At 38.2% G+C, this 22,021-nt stretch carries 18 protein-coding genes; 14 read left to right on the top strand and 4 right to left on the bottom strand.

The features are described 5' to 3' along the window. Positions 1 to 99: 99 nt before the first annotated feature. Both H9648_RS03635 and H9648_RS03630 read left to right on the top strand, forming a co-directional pair. Entirely contained in the window at positions 100 to 3,882 is a 3,783-nt protein-coding gene (locus tag H9648_RS03635) for an Ig-like domain-containing protein (protein WP_191752523.1), read from the top strand. Positions 3,883 to 4,121: 239 nt separating this feature from the next. Continuing rightward, the gene (locus H9648_RS03630; protein WP_191752522.1) at positions 4,122 to 4,436 is read left to right on the top strand and encodes a DUF5658 family protein; all 315 of its coding nucleotides are present in this window, start codon (positions 4,122 to 4,124) and stop codon (positions 4,434 to 4,436) included. Between the two features lie 22 nt (positions 4,437 to 4,458). Here the strand turns inward: H9648_RS03630 and H9648_RS03625 are convergent, their stop codons facing one another. From H9648_RS03625 to H9648_RS03615, 3 genes are read right to left on the bottom strand one after another with little or no spacing between them, the layout of a single operon-like run. Further along, positions 4,459 to 6,222 (bottom strand): hypothetical protein, encoded by a 1,764-nt coding sequence (locus H9648_RS03625; protein ID WP_191752521.1) that lies wholly within the window; start codon positions 6,220 to 6,222, stop codon positions 4,459 to 4,461. A gap of 3 nt (positions 6,223 to 6,225) precedes the next feature. Beyond that, a complete protein-coding gene (locus H9648_RS03620) occupies positions 6,226 to 6,705 on the bottom strand; it encodes a PulJ/GspJ family protein (protein WP_191752520.1) in 480 nt (159 codons plus the stop codon). Beyond that, the gene (locus tag H9648_RS03615; protein WP_191752519.1) at positions 6,686 to 7,114 is read right to left on the bottom strand and encodes a type IV pilus modification PilV family protein; all 429 of its coding nucleotides are present in this window, start codon (positions 7,112 to 7,114) and stop codon (positions 6,686 to 6,688) included. Before H9648_RS03615 ends, H9648_RS03620 begins: the two co-directional genes overlap by 20 nt. Before the next feature lie 161 nt (positions 7,115 to 7,275). Between H9648_RS03615 and H9648_RS03610 the strand changes: the two genes are divergently transcribed. From H9648_RS03610 to H9648_RS03565, 10 genes are all read left to right on the top strand, one after another. Continuing rightward, a complete protein-coding gene (locus H9648_RS03610; RefSeq protein ID WP_191752518.1) occupies positions 7,276 to 8,694 on the top strand; it encodes a hypothetical protein in 1,419 nt (472 codons plus the stop codon). 37 nt (positions 8,695 to 8,731) lie between these two features. Then, a complete protein-coding gene (locus H9648_RS03605) occupies positions 8,732 to 9,469 on the top strand; it encodes a PRC-barrel domain-containing protein (protein WP_191752517.1) in 738 nt (245 codons plus the stop codon). A gap of 10 nt (positions 9,470 to 9,479) precedes the next feature. Next, positions 9,480 to 10,871: a VanW family protein gene (locus H9648_RS03600; protein WP_191752516.1), complete on the top strand. Its 1,392-nt coding sequence runs from the start codon at positions 9,480 to 9,482 to the stop codon at positions 10,869 to 10,871. After that, positions 10,868 to 12,532 carry a GspE/PulE family protein gene (locus tag H9648_RS03595; protein WP_191752515.1) on the top strand — a complete coding sequence of 555 codons (1,665 nt, stop codon included), beginning with the start codon at positions 10,868 to 10,870 and terminating at the stop codon, positions 12,530 to 12,532. The genes H9648_RS03600 and H9648_RS03595 overlap by 4 nt, the downstream gene beginning before the upstream one ends. An 8-nt stretch (positions 12,533 to 12,540) precedes the next feature. Further along, positions 12,541 to 13,581, top strand: coding sequence for a type IV pilus twitching motility protein PilT (locus tag H9648_RS03590; protein WP_191752514.1), 1,041 nt, complete (start codon positions 12,541 to 12,543; stop codon positions 13,579 to 13,581). Position 13,582: 1 nt separating this feature from the next. Continuing rightward, a complete protein-coding gene (locus H9648_RS03585; protein ID WP_191752513.1) occupies positions 13,583 to 14,791 on the top strand; it encodes a type II secretion system F family protein in 1,209 nt (402 codons plus the stop codon). A 34-nt stretch (positions 14,792 to 14,825) separates the two neighbouring features. After that, on the top strand, positions 14,826 to 15,299 hold the full coding sequence (locus tag H9648_RS03580) for a type II secretion system protein (protein WP_191752512.1): 474 nt from the start codon (positions 14,826 to 14,828) through the stop codon (positions 15,297 to 15,299). Between the two features lie 150 nt (positions 15,300 to 15,449). After that, the gene (gene pilM / locus H9648_RS03575) at positions 15,450 to 16,433 is read left to right on the top strand and encodes a type IV pilus biogenesis protein PilM (protein WP_191752510.1); all 984 of its coding nucleotides are present in this window, start codon (positions 15,450 to 15,452) and stop codon (positions 16,431 to 16,433) included. Then, positions 16,427 to 17,038 (top strand): PilN domain-containing protein, encoded by a 612-nt coding sequence (locus tag H9648_RS03570; protein WP_191752509.1) that lies wholly within the window; start codon positions 16,427 to 16,429, stop codon positions 17,036 to 17,038. Before pilM ends, H9648_RS03570 begins: the two co-directional genes overlap by 7 nt. Further along, a complete protein-coding gene (locus H9648_RS03565; protein ID WP_191752507.1) occupies positions 17,025 to 17,852 on the top strand; it encodes a hypothetical protein in 828 nt (275 codons plus the stop codon). The genes H9648_RS03570 and H9648_RS03565 overlap by 14 nt, the downstream gene beginning before the upstream one ends. 47 nt (positions 17,853 to 17,899) lie before the next feature. Here H9648_RS03565 and H9648_RS03560 read toward each other — a convergent pair whose 3' ends face one another. Continuing rightward, the gene (locus tag H9648_RS03560) at positions 17,900 to 19,852 is read right to left on the bottom strand and encodes an acyltransferase family protein (RefSeq protein WP_225218697.1); all 1,953 of its coding nucleotides are present in this window, start codon (positions 19,850 to 19,852) and stop codon (positions 17,900 to 17,902) included. A gap of 259 nt (positions 19,853 to 20,111) precedes the next feature. Between H9648_RS03560 and flaG the strand changes: the two genes are divergently transcribed. Next, on the top strand, positions 20,112 to 20,450 hold the full coding sequence (gene flaG / locus H9648_RS03555; protein WP_318243474.1) for a flagellar protein FlaG: 339 nt from the start codon (positions 20,112 to 20,114) through the stop codon (positions 20,448 to 20,450). 21 nt (positions 20,451 to 20,471) lie between these two features. Further along, positions 20,472 to 22,004, top strand: coding sequence for a flagellar hook-associated protein 2 (locus H9648_RS03550; RefSeq protein WP_191752678.1), 1,533 nt, complete (start codon positions 20,472 to 20,474; stop codon positions 22,002 to 22,004). Positions 22,005 to 22,021 lie beyond the last annotated feature (17 nt).

Below are 22,021 nucleotides of genomic sequence, written 5' to 3'. Positions count from 1 at the left end.
AAACTAGGTATAATTGCATATCCGTAGATACTCTTATAGTAAATTAGAATTATTTAAAAACAATGTTTTATTATTTAGACAAAACAAGGAGGGTTAAAGGTGAGGTTAACAAATTCCATCTTTCGAAAGACAGTAACTATCTTGTGCGCTATGTTAATTTGGATAATTCCTATTTTAGCTTATGCCACTGAAGTAGAGATTGAAGGGCCAACACCAGATATAACAGCACCTATTTTAAAGAACTTAAGTATTTCAAGTAATGAAGCAACACCAGAAAATGATGTTAAACTTATAGCAGAAGTTAATGATGATCTATCTGGAGTTCAATCGGTCATTGGATACTATCGCTCTCCAAATAATAACACAAAGTCAATTGGTTTTTATTTAAACTCAAATACAAAAAATTATGAAGCTACAGTTCAATTCGAAAAATACGATGATTCAGGTGATTGGAAACTATATTCAATGTCACTATATGACAACAAAGAAAATTCAGCTACTATCTATGATATCCATAATACTAACAATAGCAATCAAACATTCGATTTTAGCAATTATACTATTCATGTTACTGGTGTGACACCTAAGCCCCCAAAAGAAGACATAAAAGCTCCTGTACTGAAAGAAATTAAAATAACCAATACTTCTGTTGTCAAAGTTAATGAGTCTGCAACAATAGTTGCTGATGTAACAGATGATTTATCTGGTGTGTCAACGGTTTCTGTTAGTTTTCTTAAACCGAGTGGAAAAACACAAAATGTATACTTATATTTCAATCAAGTTTCTCAACGTTTCGAAGGAAAAGTAGCGATAGATACACATGAAGAACTAGGAAAATGGAAGTTAAGATATGTGCACATGTACGATAATGAATACAATAGCAGTACTATCTATGATTCTACACTCTACGGTACAAACAATTTAGAAAAAAGAGATTTTAGCTCATGTGTTTTTGAAGTAATTGGAACGATTCCTGATTTAATTGCTCCTGTCTTTAAAGATTTATCTATAGAAGTAGAACAAATTTCAAAAACTGAAGCAATAGTAAAGTATACTGCAGAAATAACGGACAATTTATCAGGAATAAGTAGTGTGTATGCTAACTTTTCTAAGCCTAGTGGAAAATCTTTTTCTATAAACTTTACTAAAGCACTAAACAATAAGTTTGTGGGTACTGTAAAAATAGATAAATATGATGAACTTGGTACTTGGAAATTAACTTCATTCACCATATATGACAATAAAGGTAATTCGAGATATGTAAGAGAGAAAAACTCTGGAACAAATGAGGGATATTATGAATTAAGTAAATATACTTTTACAGTACGAGGAGTAATTACTATTGACCCTGCAACACCTTCGAGTTTAGATATATCACCAGATGATGTAACCATTCAACCTGGAGGAGAATTTCAATTAAAAACTATTTTAAAGAAGACGGATGGTACTTCGAGTGATGTATCTCTTACTTCTTCAGGTACAAAGTATATTTCTACTAACCCAGAAGCAATTCATGTAGATGATAATGGGCTTCTTATCGTTTCAGAAGAAGCTAAACCTGGAATTGTAAATATTCAAGCTAAATATGGAAATCTTGAAGATAATATAAAGATAACTATTCCAGGTGCAATTTTAAAAGATACTTTAACAATAAAACCTTTTAATTTAACTTTAGCACCGGGAAATTCTAAACAATTATATGTGGAATCAAATTCATTGAATGGTGTAACAGAAGTTACATCGACATCTTCTGGGATAAAGTATTCAAGTGATAATCAGTCTGTAAGTGTAAACGAGAATGGATTAGTTTTAGTAGCCGCAAATGCAGCTCCTGCAAATGCTACAATTACAATTATGTACAAAGAACTTATTGAGAAAGTAAGTGTGATGATTACTGGACCACCTACAGTTAAAAGTTTGGCCATGTCACCCACATATGGATCTGTTCCCGCAGGAGAAACAATTCAACTGCGAGTAAGAGCAACGATGTCCGATGGTTCATCTAAAGACGTAACAAATAATGTAACAGGTACAACCTATCAGTCTTCGGATCAAAGTAAAGCATTAGTATCAGAAAATGGTTTAATAACAATACCTTTATCTGCAGAAAATGGTGATGTTATTATTTCCGCTAAAAATAATGGGATTTTAACAAAAAGCAAAATTTCAGTTAGCAGTCCAGTTTTAAAAGAGATAGAGGTTACACCAAATAACCAAATCTTATATAAAGAAGATCAACTTTCTCTCTCAGTGAAGGGAACTTTTAGTGATGGAGAAATCAAAGATATAAAGTTAGGGGAATCTGGTACGGTATATATTAGTTCGGTTCCAAGTCGTGCTTTTGTTGATGAGAATGGGAACTTAACTATTCCAAAAACAGCAACATATGGTGAAGCAATTATAACTATTAAAAATGGGTTAGTAAAATCTACAATAGTTCTTACTATAAAAGAAAACCCTAGTAAAGTAATGAACCAAATCAAGGTTAATGGTGAATATTTTACTGCATTTAGAGAGGAAGCAATACAACTTAATGTTAGTGGTTTATATGCAGATGGCATTGAAAAGGATATAACATTATCTGAAGCCGGAACAACATATACCAGTTCAGTTCCTAGTAGAGCTACTGTAGATGAGAATGGATTAATTAAAGTCCCTTCATCCGCAACGTATGGAGATGTTGTAATTACAATTAAAAATGGCTCATTGCGAAAAACAGTTTTAATTACGGTTAAGGAAGCACCTGAAATTCAGTTAAAAGAAATAAGTGTCGAAACAGAATCAGTTTCATTTCATCCAGGTAACGAAATATACCTTAAAGTTAGTGGACTTTACACAGATGAGACTCGAAAAGATATAAGTAATGCATCAGAAGGTTCAACTTATTTCAGTTCAGTACCTAGCAGAGCCTTGGTAGATGAAAATGGAAAATTATTCATTCCTTTAAATGCAACTTATGGACCAGTTACTATTACAGTAAAAAATGGAGAGTTGCGAACAACATTTATTATAAATGTAGAAAAAGATACGAGCAGTACAATAACAGAAATTAAGACAAACGAAGATAATATTACTGCATTTCGTGGATCTCAAAATCAATTGGCTGTTATAGGAATCTTGGGAAATGGGGACGAAAAAGACATTACAGCATTTTCCACTGGAACAAGTTATGTCAGCTCGGTGCCAAGTAGAGCAACAGTTGATGAAAACGGAAAAATAACCATTCCAAGTAACGCAACTTATGGAAAAGTAACAATTACAATAAAGAATGGAAGTTTAAGAGCTTACTTGGTTATAACCGTTACAGAGGATATTAATAATACAACTACAGATTTAAGGGTTACAGCAGATAAACAAACGGCACATCGTGGTGATACAATTCAGCTATCAGTAATGGGAACGTTAGGTAATGGAGAAGAAAAAGATCAAACTTTATCTTCTGAAGGGACTACATATGTAAGCTCGGTTCCAAGTAGAGCAGTAATCGATGAAAATGGAAAGATTAATATTCCAAATAGTGCTACGTATGGAAATGTAACAATTACAATAAAGAATGGAAGTTTAAGAAGTCAGATAGTTATAAAAATTGAAGAAGATTTAACCAATGTTATTACTTCCTTAAAGGTTGAAGGTGACACTCAAACACTACTACGAGGAAATACAACACAGTTAACAGTCATTGGAATGCTTGGTAGTGGAAATGAAAAAGACGTAACTTTATCCACGGAAGGGACTACTTATATAAGTTCCGTACCAAGTAGAGCAACAATTAATGAAAATGGGTTAGTAACAATTCCTGGTAATGCAACTTATGGAAACGTAACTATTACTGTGAAAAACGGAAAAAACATTAAGTATTATACTATAACTGTATCAAAGTAGACAGTTAAAGCAGAGAGTGAATTGTAAACCCTAAGACTACATTGAAGTGCTAGAACAATCCGTTGCACCTCACATAGGCAGCCTGATCGATGTAAAACTGTAAAAGATCTCTTAGCAGAGGTCTTTTTTCATTCCTCCTACTAAATTCCGACAACCCCTGTCACAATTTGCAACACATTTTTTAGCAACTTTCTCTCTTTTTCGGGGTATACTCCTTTAGTAGAGAGGAGTGAAGATAGATGGATCGAGTGTTTCGGATACAAAAGCATCTATGGATCTGTTTAATTTTAGGCTTTTTAAATGCAGCAGACGCCTTATTTACACATCAGTTGTTGCAAAAGGGTGGAAGAGAGCTTAATCCATTAATGCGTGGGTTGTATGAATACGATCCTACGATTTTTCTCCTTGTTAAATTCTTTTTTACCTACTTAATTATTGCGATTGGATTTATCCCCTTGAAGACTAGGATTCAAGTATTGCTTAGCATTGCATTGGTTGTTTATATCATCGTCATAGTATGGCATTTCATCATAAATATATGGTTAGTCAAATAAAAAAGCCTTTCCACGTGGAAGGCTATTTTAAGTATCTATTAATCTTAGTAACGCTTAACTCGGTTACGGTTGGTAGTCCTTCTGGAGGATTTCGAATAAGTTCTGGATTATAAATAATCGTTAAACGGGAATCGTCTGGAGAAATTGATTTTTGGTTATTTGCATAATCGATTCCCAGCCACGTTGAATTAACTTCACCACGTGTCGCGTTTAGAACGACTTTTCTTCCAAATACGCCTCCTTGAATTTCAACATTTGAGGCGACACCGTAGATTTCCATTAAGTCTTCCGAATAAAAAAATCCTCGAACCACGTTTGGAGTATCTTTATAAACGTTGTTGTTCGCAATATGGATGTCTTTTTTTCCAAAAAGGATTAATGAAGTTTCTGGTGTGTTTGTTGTTTTTTGAATACCTTCTAGCCTAGAGTATTGAATGTTCGTTTTACCGGTTACATACACTATTGAATTAAATTTTACATAGGCGTTACGCAAAGTAAGATCCCCATCTATAAATAACGGCCCATCAATCTCAAATTTTTGATAATAGTCTTTATTGTAGCCACCATTAACATCACTAGTATCCCCTATTGTTAAATTCCCACCAATGTAAGCACCTTGGGTAAAAGTAAGTTTATTCCATTGGTTGTTGACACTATTATAAAACCTGGCATCTGATTTGGTGCTTAGTCTTTTCAATGTATAACTTCCATCAAAATAGGTACTGCTTAAATTGGCATAAATATTACTACTAGGTGTACCTGGACACGGTGTAATTCCTCTTCTAACAATAAAGGAACAGTTTGTTACTGTAGTAACTGGTGAAATAGAGCCGCTTGTATTCGTGAAATAATACTTGCCTTTCTCTCCTAGAATATTAATAGGAGTGAAATTAGGGTTTGTTTTTTTTACAGTAGGTATAAAATCACGTCCAACCTTACTATAATCAGCAAACGCATTCTTAACATTTTCTGTATTCACTTCAGAATAGTACGTTATCTTATTGAAGTTCGTTTCGTTTATATGATCATAATAAGGACGAGTTTTATCCAATGTGTAAAGTTTTTTGTGTAGTATAAGATGTGCTTTTTTCCCGTCTGCACCTTCTATACTAGGAAAGTCTGAGGGGATCCATCTTTCTCTTCCATTTTCAATGGAAAATCCCTGGTCTCTTGTAATCAAATTTCCTTCAACATAGAGATCACCATTAATCGAAACACCGCCATGTAAAAACATATTTCCATCATCCGGATTTGTAGAGGATTGTGGATTGTATGAGCCAAGAGCATAATCCAAAGCTTCAGGTGTTTGTTTTCCTCCAAGTTTAATGGTGGATATTAAAGTTTTCTTTTTCCCATTTACTGTTGCCTCGCTATGCAAAGTCATGACTTGCGTAAGATCCTCTATATTATCAGTTAACTTGTACCGATCATAGATTTTAACTTTAAGTGTATCAGCATTGTTTTCTGTTGGTATGACAGAGGTAGGTTTGAACTCTGCAGTAGCACTTCCGACTTCATAGTTCTGTAATAGGTTTGTTAGTGCTATGTTGAAATCACTTGTAGGTAGATTGATGAAATTTTTTGATTTGGTTTCTAATAATATCGTGAGGTAATCAATTCCCTTTTCTGCTAACTCTACCGATTTGATATCGGTTTCTCGTGCATCTGTTTTCTTAACACCGTTAAAGGTTGTAGAGATTAATGATAGGCCTGCAATAGTAAAAATAACAATCATTAATAAGACGATAATTAATGTGTTTCCTCTGTCTGATTTTACATATTTCATGCTTTATTCCTCCATTAATCTGAATTGACTTTTTAGTTCTAAAGGCTTTGCATTAGCATTCTTTTTGCTAGCTACTACTAAGGAAATAATTACGTTATCGTCTCTTAGAGTAATGGAAGAATTATTAAAATTGAATTCGTTTGTACTAATGGATTGTCCCTTGACAACTGGTTGATTATTAAGGAACCCGACGGTGTGCGACGTATTATTATCAATTTGATAAATCAGCATATTCTGTTGACCTGTAACAGCTTTAACTTTTGAATTCGTTGCTGTGTAAAGATTATCAATGATTTGGGACATTACTAGGTCTGCTTCATCACGAATGAGCGTTTCTGTATATATTTTCTTTTCGGTTGTGAGTCCATTTAGCAAAACAAAATAGACTACAGTACCGATAATAGAAAAGAGTACTAAGGACAACAGAGATTCAATTAAGGTTAATCCCTTTTCATTGAGATATTTAGTTTGTGCTTTTTGCATTTTTTATGTACCCCTCTACGGTGGAGAGTTTAGGTTTACCGTAATCTACCGAAATGTTCGTGCTAAAAATTCCTATATTCTTTTCATCGGTTGATTGCGAGATTTTAATACTGATTGTATAACTTTTATTATTAATCTGAACATTGTACAAATCCAAACACGCTTGTGTTTTGCAGATTGTACTTGAGTATGTCCCTGGAGTAAGAGTGAATCCAAAACTTTCTGGATTTGTTTGCACTCGCTCCAACGTCATGCGAGCTAGATTGGTAGCAACTAGTTTGGTGTTATTTCCTGCTGATATTTGGTTGGCTTGGTGGAAAAATTGCGTTATACCTATTACAGAAACGGAGAGGATCGTTAGTGAAACTAGAACTTCTATGAGAGAGAATCCTTTTTCTGAAAGCATCATACACATCCTCTGAATTTTTTAGTCAAAAAGAACTAGTAAATACTAAATTTCTTCTTAATTATACAATATTTTTTAGAAAAGTTTGATATTATTGGATGATTTTTAGTAAAAATGTAGTATTATAGGTTTAATTAGCGAATATTGGAATTGAGGAGAAATCATTGATACAAATTATTGTTTTGTTAGTAATCACATTATTTGTAGGTTCGCTGCTATATTTTTATCCGTCAAACGTTTCATTACCATTGAAGATGACGCTACTAGGGTTGGCATTTTTGTTGGCTTTAGGAGGCTTGTTCTTACTTGATAATCTATCATTCGTATTTGCTCTTACTGCAATTATGTCGATCGCTTTTGTTATGTCGTACATAGCAGCAAAAAAAATGAACTTGGTTTCAGTAAGCACAGGACAATCAAATTTAGTCTTTTCTTTTTCGGAAAATGAAAAAGGAATTGAGAATAAGGTACAAGAGAATCTTATAGAACAAGATGAACAAGCTGCTGCAATAGAAGAGCCACTTATGAGCAGTGAATTAGATAACGAAATAAAAGTATTTGAAGAAGGTTCATTGATAACTGAAGATTTACAAGCGTTAGATCCTATTGAACTATTAGATTTAAATATTGACGAAATTATAGCAGAAGAAGAAAAAACGAGTATAGATATCGTTTTGCCAGTTGAAGAACTGGAAACAGAAGACATACTCTCTGAAGCTATTGAAGATGAATTCGAATTCTTAAAAGAAACGAGAGAAATACCTGATGAAGAGCTTACGAATTTGCCTATAGCTACCGATATAGAAAATGAGGAGATTCTTTTACAACGCGCCTCATTATTAGAAGATTTAGGTGAAACGGACACAATAGAAGAGACACCAGGAGTAATTGACCTATCGCTCGAAGCAGTGGATGAACCTATCGAAGAACTATCTCATGATAAGAACTTTATTTCTGAGGATAATGAATCATCAACAGAAGCAATGCTTGAGGAAATACTAGTAATAGAGGATACAGAAGAGTTGTTAACTGCGATTGAAGAGACAAACACCGAAGAAGCCCACATCATGGAAGAACCTATCATCGAAGTTGAAATCACATTAGAAGAGCCTATCCGAGTTGAATCTGAAATTGAAAGACCTTTGGAAGAAGTAGTTGAAATAGTAGAATCAGTTGAAGAAAACCCTTCATTTGTAGAACAAGGTGAGTTTCCAGTGTCGGATACAAAAGAAGTAGAAGAAGTAGTGGCAGAAATAAAAGAAGTTGAAGCGTCTATAAACGAAACAGTAGAGATGAGTACACCTGATATGAATGTAGAGCTACAGGATATGTTTCTAAGTACCTTGCACTCATACGAAGAGAATGGTGATCATCACTCTTATCAAGAAATGCTCGTCACGTTAGTGAACCAAAAACTCTCAGATAAAGACTTCTATCTGTTTTCAAAACTGTTACTAGATTCTTATGTGACATCTAGTGATTTAAGCAGCATCCATCCATTAATTGAGTCGATGGAAGAAAAGCTAAGCCATTACCCTGTGATCTTAGAAGAGCTTCAAAGATACAAAGAAATGAACAAATAACATAATTATCTTAAACATAAAGGACTGGGTGAGTAATATGAAAAAAAGTAATCAATTTGTTGGACTGCCTATTATCAGTATTGCAGACGGAGCAGAAGTAGGACATGTAAAGTCATTGGTCGTTAATCCAAAAGAAGGCATGGTTGATTTCTTGACGGTTGAACATGCGGACTGGCAGATCAGCGTACGTGCGGTTCCTTTTAAGAAAATTGTAGGTGTTGGAGAATTTGCAGTAATGATTGAAGACAGCACGTCGATCTTTGACTTAACAGAGATTCCGATTGCCAACGAACTAGTACAAAAGAAAATTACTGTGGTAGGAGCTAAGTTGATTGATCGTAAAGGTCAATTGATCGGAGAAGCGACTGAGTTCTTCATCAACGAAGACACGGGAGCCATTCTAGGTCTGGAATTGTCACTGCGTTCAAAGAAAGTAATTCTTTCATCCGAACAGCTCATCACGTATGGACGTGATTTAATCGTTATTCAAGAAGAAGCACAGTTGAACTTTTTAGATAAAGCTGAGTCTTTATTGGGTGGGACAGTTGAAGTAGAAGAAGAGGTTGCTGTGTCTGTTGAAACAAACGAACTATCTGAGTTCCAAGAAAAGCAACTGAAGTTATTGACTGGACGAACGACTACTAAAGATATCTTCGAAAGAAACGGTGAGCTATTATTTCCCAACGGCACCACTCTAAATAAAGAGGATGTGCGGAAAGCTCAAGAGAAGGGACCAGCCGTTCTAGCGGAACTTTCCATGAACGTTGTGGGTTAAAGAGTACGCGATGGCTAAAAGAGAATTCAATCTTAAAAATTTTCTTGTGATCTTTGCATCCCTTAGCCTTGCAGCTCTTTTTCTTTTCTTTTTTAGTCACTTAGGAACAAAGATATACTCTAATATTTTCGAAGAAGAAAAGTACGGTACGGGGGTTGCGATCGCTTCTATACCTTTAGAAAATGTAGCGGAATCTCAAGCATTACCACTGGTAAACGAAAAAGTATCACAGTGGCAGAACGACCATCCCGTGTATTTGGTTTACAACGAGAAAAAAGTTAAATTGCCTAGTGATGTATGGCAGTTTCAGGTTGAAGATAGTCTGAAAAACCTTTCGGCTAATGTTTCACCGTTATTAGTAACCGTAAATAAAGAAACGGTTGAAAAATCCATACAACAACTTCAAGTTAGTGGGCTTACAGAGTTATTAGATGAAGAGATGCTACATGCGCACCTGAAAAAGATAGGCTCTACCTTACAAACAACTGATATTGAAGTTCCAATCAACGAATTTCTCACTACGTTCGGACAAGCAGAAGAAGTGGTGAGTGAAAGCACGATTAAATTTCCAGGAGAGCATGTTCTTTTGGAAGATTGGGTAGAGGGTTTAGAAAATTATGAGTTGAAACCAGGAGAAGTTTTCTCTTTAATAGGCGCTCTAGAAGAAGTAGACATGACGGCACAAGATTCTATTGATCTTAACGTGTTGGCTAGTGGTATTTATGGAGCGATACAAAAAACTAACTTCACCATCATCGAACGTCATACATCAAGAGAGCTGCCTGATTATGCGTTACTAGGATATGAAGCACTCGTTAAACCTCAAGACATGGATCTAGCTTTTAAGAATACAAATGCTTCGTCTTATAAGTTCAACTTTATGATGGACGGAAACAATTTAGGTGTTTCGATTGTTGGGGTACCACTTCCTTATACATATACCGTTAAAGTGGAAAAGCAAATTTTCGAACCAAAAACCATTATTCATTTTAATGACCAGCTGGCATCGATTCTGAGTGCAGTTACCGTAAGTGGTGGAAGGGAAGGCTACTTGGCAACGGTCTATCGTAAATCGTTTGGTTCTGGTGGTGAGGAAGTGGCTTCGGAAAAGCTGGCAGAAGACTTTTATCCTCCGCGACATCGTATAGAGGAGAGAGGCTATCCGGTTGAGGAAGAGGAAGCGCCTGAAACAACACCAGAAGAGGGTACACCTGGAACGCCATATCCGTATCCTTTCCCGTATTATCCAGATCCGAATAATCCGATGAACCCATATGTACCTGTAATGCCAGGTATTCCGGGAACTGACCCTTCGGATAAACCAACTACATCAAAGCCTGTTCCAGAAAAAGAAACGAATCCTAGTAATCCTGGTAAAGAGAGCGACGGTGATGCGCAATGATCGTTCAAAAAAAACGCCTTGGTGATCTTTTAGTAGAGTCTGGATTAATCACTGAAGAAGTTCTGCAGCAAACGTTAAAAGAAAAACGCAGTAACCAAAAACTTGGTGATGCTTTCATCGAAAAAGGTCTGCTGACCGAACAGCAGCTTATCGAGGTACTTGAATTTCAACTCGGCATTCCACACTTAAGCTTGTATCGCTATCCGATCGATGAACAAGCAGTTGCGATTGTTCCAAGAGAGTTTGCGAGAAGACATTTTCTCATGCCGGTGAAAAAAGAAGCGGACAAGCTCTTTGTTGCAATGGCAGATCCTATGGATTTTACCGTTATCGATGATTTGCGATTAACAACTGGTTTTCAAATTGAACGTGCGATATCAGCAAAAGACGATATCATACGTGCTCATAACAAGTACTATGATATCGATGATTCTATGGACGAGTTTCTTGATCTTCTGCCACAAGGTGCGTCGTTGAGTGATGACAGCCGAATGACAGAAGAAGATTCACCAATCGTTAAGCTCGTGAACCAGATCATTCAGCAAGGTGTTCAGCAAAAAGCGAGTGATATCCATTTTGATCCGCATGAGACAAAGCTGGTCGTGCGTTATCGAATTGACGGCATGCTAAAAACAGAACGAAGTCTGCCAAAGCACATGCAGAATATGCTGACGGCTCGTATTAAGATTATGGCGAACTTGAACATAACCGAAAGCCGACTTCCTCAGGATGGCAGAATTAAGATGACGCTTGATATGCATCCTGTAGATCTTCGTGTATCCACATTGCCGGCTATCTATGGTGAGAAAATTGTTCTGCGTATTCTAGATCTCGGAAGTTCCTTGAATCATCTAGAAAATCTAGGTTTTAACAAACTGAACATGCAGCGGTTTACAAATCTAATCAAACAGCCGAACGGAATCATCTTAATTACGGGTCCAACGGGATCAGGTAAATCATCAACTCTGTATGCAGCATTAAACAAAATGAACACAGAAGAAGTGAACCTAGTAACAATTGAGGATCCAGTTGAATACCAACTCGCTGGGATCAACCAAATACAAGTGAATTCTTCGGTAGGTCTTACTTTTGCAAGCGGTTTGCGTTCAATTCTCCGGCAAGACCCTGACATCGTTATGATCGGGGAAATTCGAGATACAGAAACGGCGGAAATTGCAGTTCGTGCGTCTTTAACGGGTCACTTAGTATTAAGCACGCTTCATACGAATGACTCCATTGGTACGATTGCTCGCCTAACCGATATGGGTGTTGAACCGTTCTTAGTTGCCGCATCGCTCTCTGGAGTTATCGCTCAGCGGTTGGTTCGAAGAGTATGCCGTGATTGTAAACAAACGTTTAAGGCGACAGAACGAGAAAAAGAAATCTTCGCTAAACGCGGTATCAAGATTGAAGCCATCTCACGTGGAAAAGGCTGCGGCATGTGCAACAGTACCGGGTATAAAGGCAGGATCGCTCTTCATGAAGTTTTAGTTGTGGACGAGCACATTCGTCAGCTTATTATGAACAACAGACCGATTGTAGAACTGCGTGATTATGCGATGAAAAACGGAACCATCTTTTTGATCGATGATGGGTTTCTAAAAGTGAAACAGGGCTTAACGACGACTGAAGAAGTCTTGCGTGTAGCCATCAACGAGTAGGTGCTGACATGAAAGAAAAGCTGGAACAATGGCTGAGAGCAGCCTTTCAATTAAAAGCATCAGATGTTCACCTGTCTGTTGGAATGCCTCCTGTCTTTCGAATCAACGGGGGACTGAAACGATACGGTAGTGAAGCATTGAGACCTGAGGATACAGAACAGATTTCACAGATAGTCATCGATGAAAAGTATTATCCAGACTTTGAAGAAGCTGGAGAGATTGATATCTCGTATGGGATTCAAGGATTGTCGCGCTTCAGGGTAAACGCTTATCGTCAGCGATCTTGTGTGAGTCTTGCTTTTCGAATCATTCCAACATCTATACCGAGTATGGAAGATTTGATGCTTCCTGAAAGTGTGCGAAAGATGGCGGGGAAACATCAAGGACTTGTGCTTGTTACCGGCCCAACAGGGAGTGGAAAGTCTACGACTCTTGCCTCGATGATCGATTTTATGAACCGGACGATGAGCCGGCACATAATTACGTTAGAGGACCCGATCGAGTATTTGCACAAACATCGAACGTGCGTGATCGACCAGCGTGAAATTGGGTTTGATACAAACAATTTCGCAAACGGTCTTCGCGCAGCACTCCGTCAAGACCCTGATGTGATTCTGCTCGGGGAAATGCGGGATCTGGAAACCATTGCGACCGCTATTACGGCAGCGGAAACGGGTCACCTTGTTCTAGGTACGCTACATACGACAAACGCATCATCAACGATCGATCGAATCGTCGATGTGTTTCCACCGGAACAACAAGGACAGATACGAATCCAGTTAGCCTCCGTATTAGTCGGTGTCATGTCGCAGCGGCTCCTTCCAACCAATGATGGTAAAGGAAGAAGAGCGATTACAGAGGTGTTAGTCAACACACCTGCTGTAGCGAACTTGATCCGCAATGAAAAGATACACCAGATTCATAGTGTGATGCAGACGAGCAAGAACGCTGGTATGCATACGTTTGAAATGTCGGCTAAGGAAGCTCTTGAGCGCAACGAAGTTTCAAGAGAGTTCGTGGAGCCATATCTCCTGGAGAAGGGAGGCTAAGATGGCACAGTTTAGTTATATAGGCCGTGACAAGAGCGGAAAAAAACGTACAGGATCGGTTCTTGGGCTATCCAAGCGTGAAGCGGTTCTAAAGCTAAAAGAAAAAGGAATCGCAGTCACAGAAGTACAAGAGATGAAGCAAACGCTGTTTAACAAAGAAATTTCGATAGGCAGTCCGGTAAAATCTCAGCAGTTTGTCATTTTCTTAAGGCAGTTTGCAACATTGTTGCGAGCGGGTGTATCCGTTGTAGATTCAACAAGTATTATGGCTGCTCAGACAGAGAGTAAAGCGCTGCAAAAGGTGTTAACCGATGTGGAAGAAGAGCTTCGGCAAGGTAACCCATTGTCTAATGCAATGAGTCGGCACCGTAATGTGTTTCCCCCGATGGTCATCAACATGGTGTCCGCAGGTGAAGCAGGTGGTAGTTTGGACGATACCCTCGACCAGTTAGCTACTTACTTTGAAAAGCAACATTATACGAAGCAAAAGATCATTTCAGCGATGATGTACCCGATGATTGTCGGAGTAGTTGCGGTATTTGTAGTAATCTTCTTGCTAGCTAAGGTTGTGCCAACGTTTGCAACCATGCTTCAAGACGCAGGAGGAGAATTACCCGCCATAACGAAGTTTGTTCTAGGTGCAAGTAACTTTATGCAAGAGTATTGGTGGCTTTTAATCACAATCTTAGGATTAATCTATGGATCACTCTTAGTAATCCGAAAGAATAAATCCAGTCGCTATTACTTCGATTACATGATCTTAAAAATACCTGTATTCGGCAAACTCCTTCAAAAATCAGCTTTAGCGAGGATGACTAGAACTCTTAGCTCTCTCTTCTCAAGCTCTGTACCTATTCTGCAATCTCTATCGATTGTGGAAAAAGTGGTAGAAAATGAAGTAGTGGCAAAAGTAATTAGGGAATCAAGAAGTTCACTGGAGACCGGTCAACGGTTAACAGAACCGATGAAGAGACACTGGATATTTCCACCACTCGTAACCCAAATGATTTCAATCGGTGAAGAGACTGGATCGCTGGATGAAATGCTAGCAAAAGTGGCTGATTTTTACGAAAAAGAAGTAGAAACAGGCACTGATCGCTTAAAAGCATTGATTGAGCCGTTAATGATTGTTTTCTTGGCTTCAGTTGTAGGAACAATAGTTATTTCAGTAATGGTGCCTATGTTTGAGGTTTATAAAAATGTTGGGTAACAAAAAAATTTAAAATAAAGGGAGCAAGTAACGTATGTTTAACAAACTATTAAAAAAATATGCAAAGAATGAAGAGGGTTTAACCCTAATTGAATTGCTAGTTGTAATTGTGATCTTAGGGATTATAGCAGCTATAGCTGTTGTTAGTATTGGTGGAATCTTAGATAATTCTAAAAAAGATGCACATGTAGGAAATGCTCAGCAAATGGTAAATGCAGCTAAAATGTGGGTTACTGGGAATGCAAATGGTAAAAACTTTACAGGCACTTCAACAGAACTTACACTTCAAAAGTTATATGATGAAAATTTACTAGATACAATGAAGGATCCGGACGGAGGAACAGGCTATGTTCCTACAACAAGTAAAGTGGTAATAGCTAAATCTGGAAATTCTTTCACTTACACTGTAACTTTAATAGGTAGTAAAAAGGAAATACCTGCCCCCGGAGTTTTATCTGATAACTTAGAAAGATCTGAAGTTAAAGATGTAGTAAAAAAATCGCAATAGTGTAAAGATCATTAGGACAAAACCCTCAACCCTCTCACAATGTATGTGAGAGGGTTGAAATAAAGCATTTTTTTACGATTTCATCCATAAATTGATGAAATGGTAAAGAAATACTTTTCTATCTTCAACATAACCAAAGGGTGATTTCATATGAGATTTAGTATAAATCTTTTCAACAAAAAAAAAATCAACTTAATACTCCAAGATCACGTCATCCGCTATTTGGATTACCGTCATCCAGAAGACCTTGATGTAAGAAGCACTGGTGAACGTTATCTTCCTGAAGGGTTGATTCATGATGGCCTAATTGCAGATCGTGAAACTCTTTTAACCATTTTAGAAGAGTGTGTAGCGGAATGGGGAATCAAAGGTCGAGAAGTCCAGTTCTTGATTCCAGACAGCAAGCTCGTTATTCGTAAACATCAGGTTCCCACTAACCAAAAGGATGAAGAAATCAAAGGCTACTTATACATGGAACTAGGTAATACCATCCATCTTCCGTTTGAGGATCCTGTATTTGATTATGTTTTACTTGAAACGGATGAAGAAAAACGAGAGATTTTGCTATTTGCTGCTTCAGAAAAAATGGTGAATGATTATTCAACTTTGCTTACTGATGCAAAGTTAAAGCCTGTGGTAGCTGATGCTTCATGCGTCTCTTTATATCGCCTTATTTTTATGAAGGATCTTGTTTCTGAAAAAGATCACACTCTTTGTCTTCAGTTTGATATTCCAGCGGTCCAACTAAGTATCTTTCATCAGCATAAGCCTTATTTCTTCAATCACCTAAAAATGGAGACTGATTATAAGAACTGGAACTTTAAACAGCATTCTACTGGCGTACAGAGGATTGAATGGCAAGGTGATTCTGGTCATATTCATGGATTGATAGAAGATAAATTAGTAGAAATCGAGCGCATCGTGAACTATTACAAGTTTACAATTAATCAAGGTGAACAGGGCGTTACGAAAGTAGTGTTGTCTGGTGAGTTGCCAGAGTTAAAGTACATTCAAGAAAGATTGTCTTCAAAACTGGATGTGCCAGTAGTAACGATCAAACCCTCTGACACATTACTGCCACCGCAATTTGATGTAGTACTAGGACTTGGGCTAAAAGAGGTGCAGCTATGTTAGTAGATATTAACCTTTTACCCGTTAAAGAAAGTAAGTCATTAAAGACTACCATTCTATTAATTGCGGCAGTGACGTTGTTTTTAGGATCAGCGACATGGTTAGGACTCGACTATTATGTGAGTGCAGGCACATTGGAAGAAAAAGAACGACTATTAGAACAAGAAAAACTTCTCGTGCAAACACAGTTGGAGAAACAGCAACAAGCCGTTCCACAAGTTGAATCGGCACCTTTGGCTGAAAAGATTGATTATATACGTGATAAGAAGATTGCCGCTACTGATTTACTTCAGCATTTAGTGGCCCTGCTTCCAGAACGTGGCTTTTTCATGAAATATGAATATAAAGACAAAAAGACAATTCTCGTTGAGGCGCAGTTTGATACACTAGCTGAAACCTCTAACTATTTATATGAACTGACCAACTCTCCTTATTTAGCTACTGCTACCATTGAAAAGATGGAGACAACTAACTTTGAGGAAATCAATGAGGGTGAAGATATGACAGCCATGAACGATTATCTGCCTCGTTACAGAAGTCTATATAAGATTGAATTTGAGAAAGAGAAAATTCTTGAATTAAAAGGTGAAGAGAATGGCGGAGAATAAAAAGCTTCTTACATATGTGGGACTAACTGTCATTCTTTTATTGGTTATCGGTGGAGTATATGGATACTTCGGATTATTATCACCCCTTCATCAAAGAATTGAAGCGGTAGACACGGAAATGAAGCAGCAAGAGATACTGTTAAATAAGGCAAATGATTCTGTTGCTGTGACTACCCAAACAAGTGAAAATACTTTTGCTCTACAAGAAGAAGTGCCGGTAAAGCCCCTCATTGATCAACTAATGCTACAGTTCGAGAAAGCGGAAGTCTTATCTGATAGCCTCATCCTAACGATGGACTTTACAGATGGCGAAGCAATTGAAGAGGAAGAGGTTGTTGCTGAAGAAGAAACAACGGAAAATGAAGCGTCTGAGGATTCAGCAACCGATGAAACAACTGAAACCGAAAATGCTGATGACAATGCTGAAAACGTAACTGAAGGTGACATCTCAAACGAAAACGACATGGTAGATCAGAGTGAAACACCAATATCTGCTGCACCTGAAGTTTTACCTAAAGGCGTTAAAAAGATTACTGCTAAAATGTCTGTTGTGTCAAAAGACTATGATGGTATTCGAAATTTCATTACAACAATTGAAGAGTTAAAACGTGTAATCGTTGTAGAGGGAATAACTTTTTCAGGTATGGATGAGTTAGAAGTTGCCTCTGCTGATGCTGTAACGGATCAGCTTAAATACGAAATCACTATCTCAGCTTATTATTTACCTGAACTCACGGATTACTTAAAAGATCTTCCAAAAGGAGAGTTTCCAGCTCCGAACGGTAAAGAAGATCCACTAATACAAAAAGATTAGTATCAAAAAGCCAATCATCCTCAGCTTGAGATGATTGGCTTATCTTTTTAGTCAATATGTTTGATCAGAAACTCTGCATATTTTTTAGCACCTGTACGTGTTAAATGCACGCCATCTTTACCAATGTATTCTGGATGTGATTCACTCTTCGTAAACCAATCCACCACTTTAACATTGTTATGATCTGGAGCGACTTTCTTAATCGTTTCATTTACTTCTTGCTGCCAAGGCTTTGGTACTCGTGTCGTAATCAAATAAATATCACGATCACCTATAAACTCAATTAAATGATGCATTTTCTTTTCGGATAATGGCCCGTTCGCTCCTAGTTCAATGACAACAATCTCTCCTAAACTGCCCGAGCTTTTCTTTTGCTGAACGAGATCTTCTGCTTCTCTAAACTGGCGTCCAATCTTCGCGTCCACTATCGCGTTCGGGAATACTTCCTCTATGTGAGGTGTCACATCAATCATGACTGAATCACCGATGACAGAAAGTGAGCGTGTATCTTGAACAGGTTGTTGCTCTTCATTTGTTTCTTCTTTCGAAGGTGTTTCTACTGAAGGCTTTTCTTCAGACTCTTCTGCCGGTTTTTCGTCTTCTTTCGGAGTCTCAGGCTTCGGTTCTGGTCTTACCGTATTCTCTGGCGGCGGGTCTTCATCCCCGACTTTATCTTGTAAAGCAGAGATTACTTTACCTTTACTTAATGCTACTGAAGTTGTCGTGAAGCCGATCGCAGATACGCACATGAAAAGACCTAAGATGCAAGCTGTTAACACAAACCGTCCGATAAACGACCGCTCACGTTTCCATTCTCCTCGTTTTACCACGCGACAAAATCTTGATAACGCACCTTTACGGATCGGGTTCTCGATGTATTTCCAAGATAGGTTAGCAAGAACTAGGATCAGTACAATCTGTAATGTCGTCCTCACTAAGCTTGGCGCATCCGCTCCCCATTGAGGGCTCGTCAGAACTATAACCGGGAAGTGCCACAGATAGATGCCATACGATCGGACGCCGACCCAGCGTAACGGTTTAAAGCTCAGCCAAGTGTTGAGTCTGCTTGATGGGTGGACCATGACGGCTACTACTAACAGTGCAGCTACGGATATCGCAACCATTCCACCTTGGTAGAGAAAGTCTTGATACTGATCTGTGCTTCCAAACATGTAAAAGATAAAAGCGAGTGCAGATAGTCCGACAAAATCTAGTTTCCAACGAATCTCAGGTGGTAGCGTACTAGACAGTTTTCGGCTCGGCCAGATGACTGCAAGACTGGCTCCTAGTAAAAGGGAGAACACCCGCGTATCTGTTCCGTAATAAATACGGCTCGGATCTGCACCAGGTTCGTACAGAAGTGTCATAGCTGCTGCTGAGATAAGTGCACCTGCTAGCATCATAGAAAACAGGGAACCTTCACGAACTTTCATTTTTAATAGAACGATAATAACCAATGGCCATAGGATATAAAATTGTTCTTCCACTGCTAAACTCCAAAAGTGAGTTAGTAGGGAAGGGGGGCCAAAGCTTTCGAAATACGAAAGATCTTGGAATATATACCACCAGTTGCTCACATAAAGAATGGCTGCAACGGTATCTTCTTCAAGTTTTTCAAGCATGGATGGCTCGAACAAGGTTACGTATGTGACGACGACGAGAAGCATCGTAAACATGGCTGGCAATAACCTTCGGGCTCGGCGGATCCAGAAGTTTTTAAAGTTAATAGAATTTGTTGTTACATATTCAGTAATTAATAGATCGGTTATTAGATATCCTGATAAAACAAAAAAGACAGTAACCCCTAGCAAACCGCCTGCCGCCCATTCGAAATTCAGATGATAGGCGATAACTGCAAGTACGGCGATGGCCCTTAGTCCATCGAGGCCAGTTATGTATCTGTTTCTGTGTAGAGGTTGTTCCATGGCTTTCGTTTGCTTAACGTTTAAGTTCGGCTGTTGGCTGCGTTTTCGCTGTTGCTTCGATTGTCGGTGTTTCATTACTGCCAGAATCCTCTCGTTTTCAATTTTTCATTTTTTAGAGTATGTATTGCTATATGTAAATGCCGCAGACATTATTGGTCATTTTTCTACATTTTTTATGTTCCTAAGCAACTATTTTACAATAAATAATTAGAAGATTGAGTAGTTTCATAGAATTGTAATAAATTTTTTTTCTGAACTTCTTTCTTTACTCTTCCTCAACAATTTTTTGAAGAATCCGATATAAATTTTAGAGAAAATAAAAGGGGCGATGAAGGTGGAACTGCAATCGATTAGTTCTCCTGTATTTCAAAAGTCTGAGCCTGTGCTTAAAAGCCAAAACCAACCAGAACAAACAACTCAAGCCGAAGCTTCAGTACAGAGTAAACCAGCGAAAGAATCACTAGAAAAAGTGATTCATGCGATGAACGATATGTTAAAGCCAGCACACACTTCTTCTAAATTTGTGCTTCACGAGAAGTTGAACGACTATTACGTTCAGGTCGTGGATGAAGTGACACAAGAGGTGCTCAAGGAGATTCCAAACAAAAAGTTCCTTGACATGTATGCGGATATGATTGATTTTATGGGTATTTTTGTAGATAAAAAAATTTAGGGACGGTGATGAACCGTGAGTATGAGAATTGGCGGATTAGCGAGCGGAATGGATATCGATACGATTGTTGGCGACTTAATGAAAGCAGAGCGTATCCCACTCGATAAACTAGCGCAAAAGAAAACAACGCTAGAGTGGCAGCGTGATGATTATCGTTCAATGAATAAGCTGCTGACCGATCTCGATCGTTTCGTTCTAGACGGAATCGCTCTTCAAGGGACGTTTAATAAGAAGACGGTAACAAGCACGAATCCAAATGCGGTAACTGCAACTGCAGCGGGAAGTGCTTCTAATATTACGTCTAACATTAAGGTTACTCAGCTGGCAACAGCAAGAAACTGGGTGTCTGCACCAATATTAGATACCGGCGTAAATGCAAAGGGTACCGATTTGTTAAAAGATGTGAGTGCATCATTTGGAACGACACCCATTGAACTGAAATTTAGAGTTCAGAAACCAGGGAATGCAGCGTTTGAAGCGGTAAAAACAATTTTGATTGACCCAACAAAAGATACGTTAGAGTCTGTGGCAAAGAAGTTTTCTGAAGCTGGTTTAGATATGTCTGCATTTTATGATGAATCTACTGGGAAGTTTGCAATATCAAATAACTTAACAGGATCAGGTTCTAAGCTCTCTCTTGAAGATACGGCCACAGTAAACTTTTTTAGTAGTATTGGATTTGGTTCCATGCTGAGTGGAACAAGTGCTCAATTATTGGAAGCTACTCCTGCAGTTGATGGCAAAGACGCAACCTTCAATCTTAATGGAGTAACAGATATTAAACGACCATCCAACAACTTCACAATCAGCGGCGTTAACTATTCATTAAAAGCAGTTGGAGAATCTACCATCAGTTCAACTACAGATACTGAAGGTGTAATCACTTCAATCAAAGACTTTGTAAAAAAATACAACGAAACGATTGAAGCGATCAATAAAAAGACTGCTGAAACAAAGTACCGTGATTTTCCTCCTCTAACAGATGCACAGCGCAAAGACTTATCTGAAAAAGAAGCGGAACTGTGGGATGAGAAAGCGAAGAGCGGGATGCTGCGTGGAGATTCTATTCTCTCAAGTGGCTTGAACACGATGCGTTCAGTTCTATACGCTTCTGTTAACACAGGAGACACGAAATATGATCAGCTTTCTGAGATCGGAATCACGACTTCCCGTAACTACCTCGACAAAGGGAAATTAGAGATCGATGACAAGAAGTTAAGAGAAGCATTAGCTGCGAATCCCGAAGCGGTTATGAAGATGTTCACTGGTGATAGTGCGAATAACGTGGAAGGCATTGCAAAAAAACTGCGTGCCTCGATCGATCAGACCGTCGACAAGATCGAACTAAAAGCAGGGAACGCGCTTCGTACAAATGCTCAGTTTACACTAGGTAAAGAGTTAACGGATGTAGACAAGCGTATCTCAGCTTTCGAAGATCGTTTGAAGCAAGTGGAAGACCGCTATTGGCGCCAGTTCTCAGCCATGGAGTCAGCCATTCAACGCTCAAATCAGCAATCAGCTTACTTAATGCAGCAGTTTGGCGGCGGACAGTAATTTTATACCAAAAAGGA

This window comes from Fictibacillus norfolkensis (assembly GCF_014836645.1).
GTDB classification, from domain to species: domain Bacteria; phylum Bacillota; class Bacilli; order Bacillales; family Fictibacillaceae; genus Fictibacillus; species Fictibacillus norfolkensis.
Note: the sequence above shows the minus strand (reverse complement) of the source record. Positions and strands in the feature narration are given on the sequence as shown.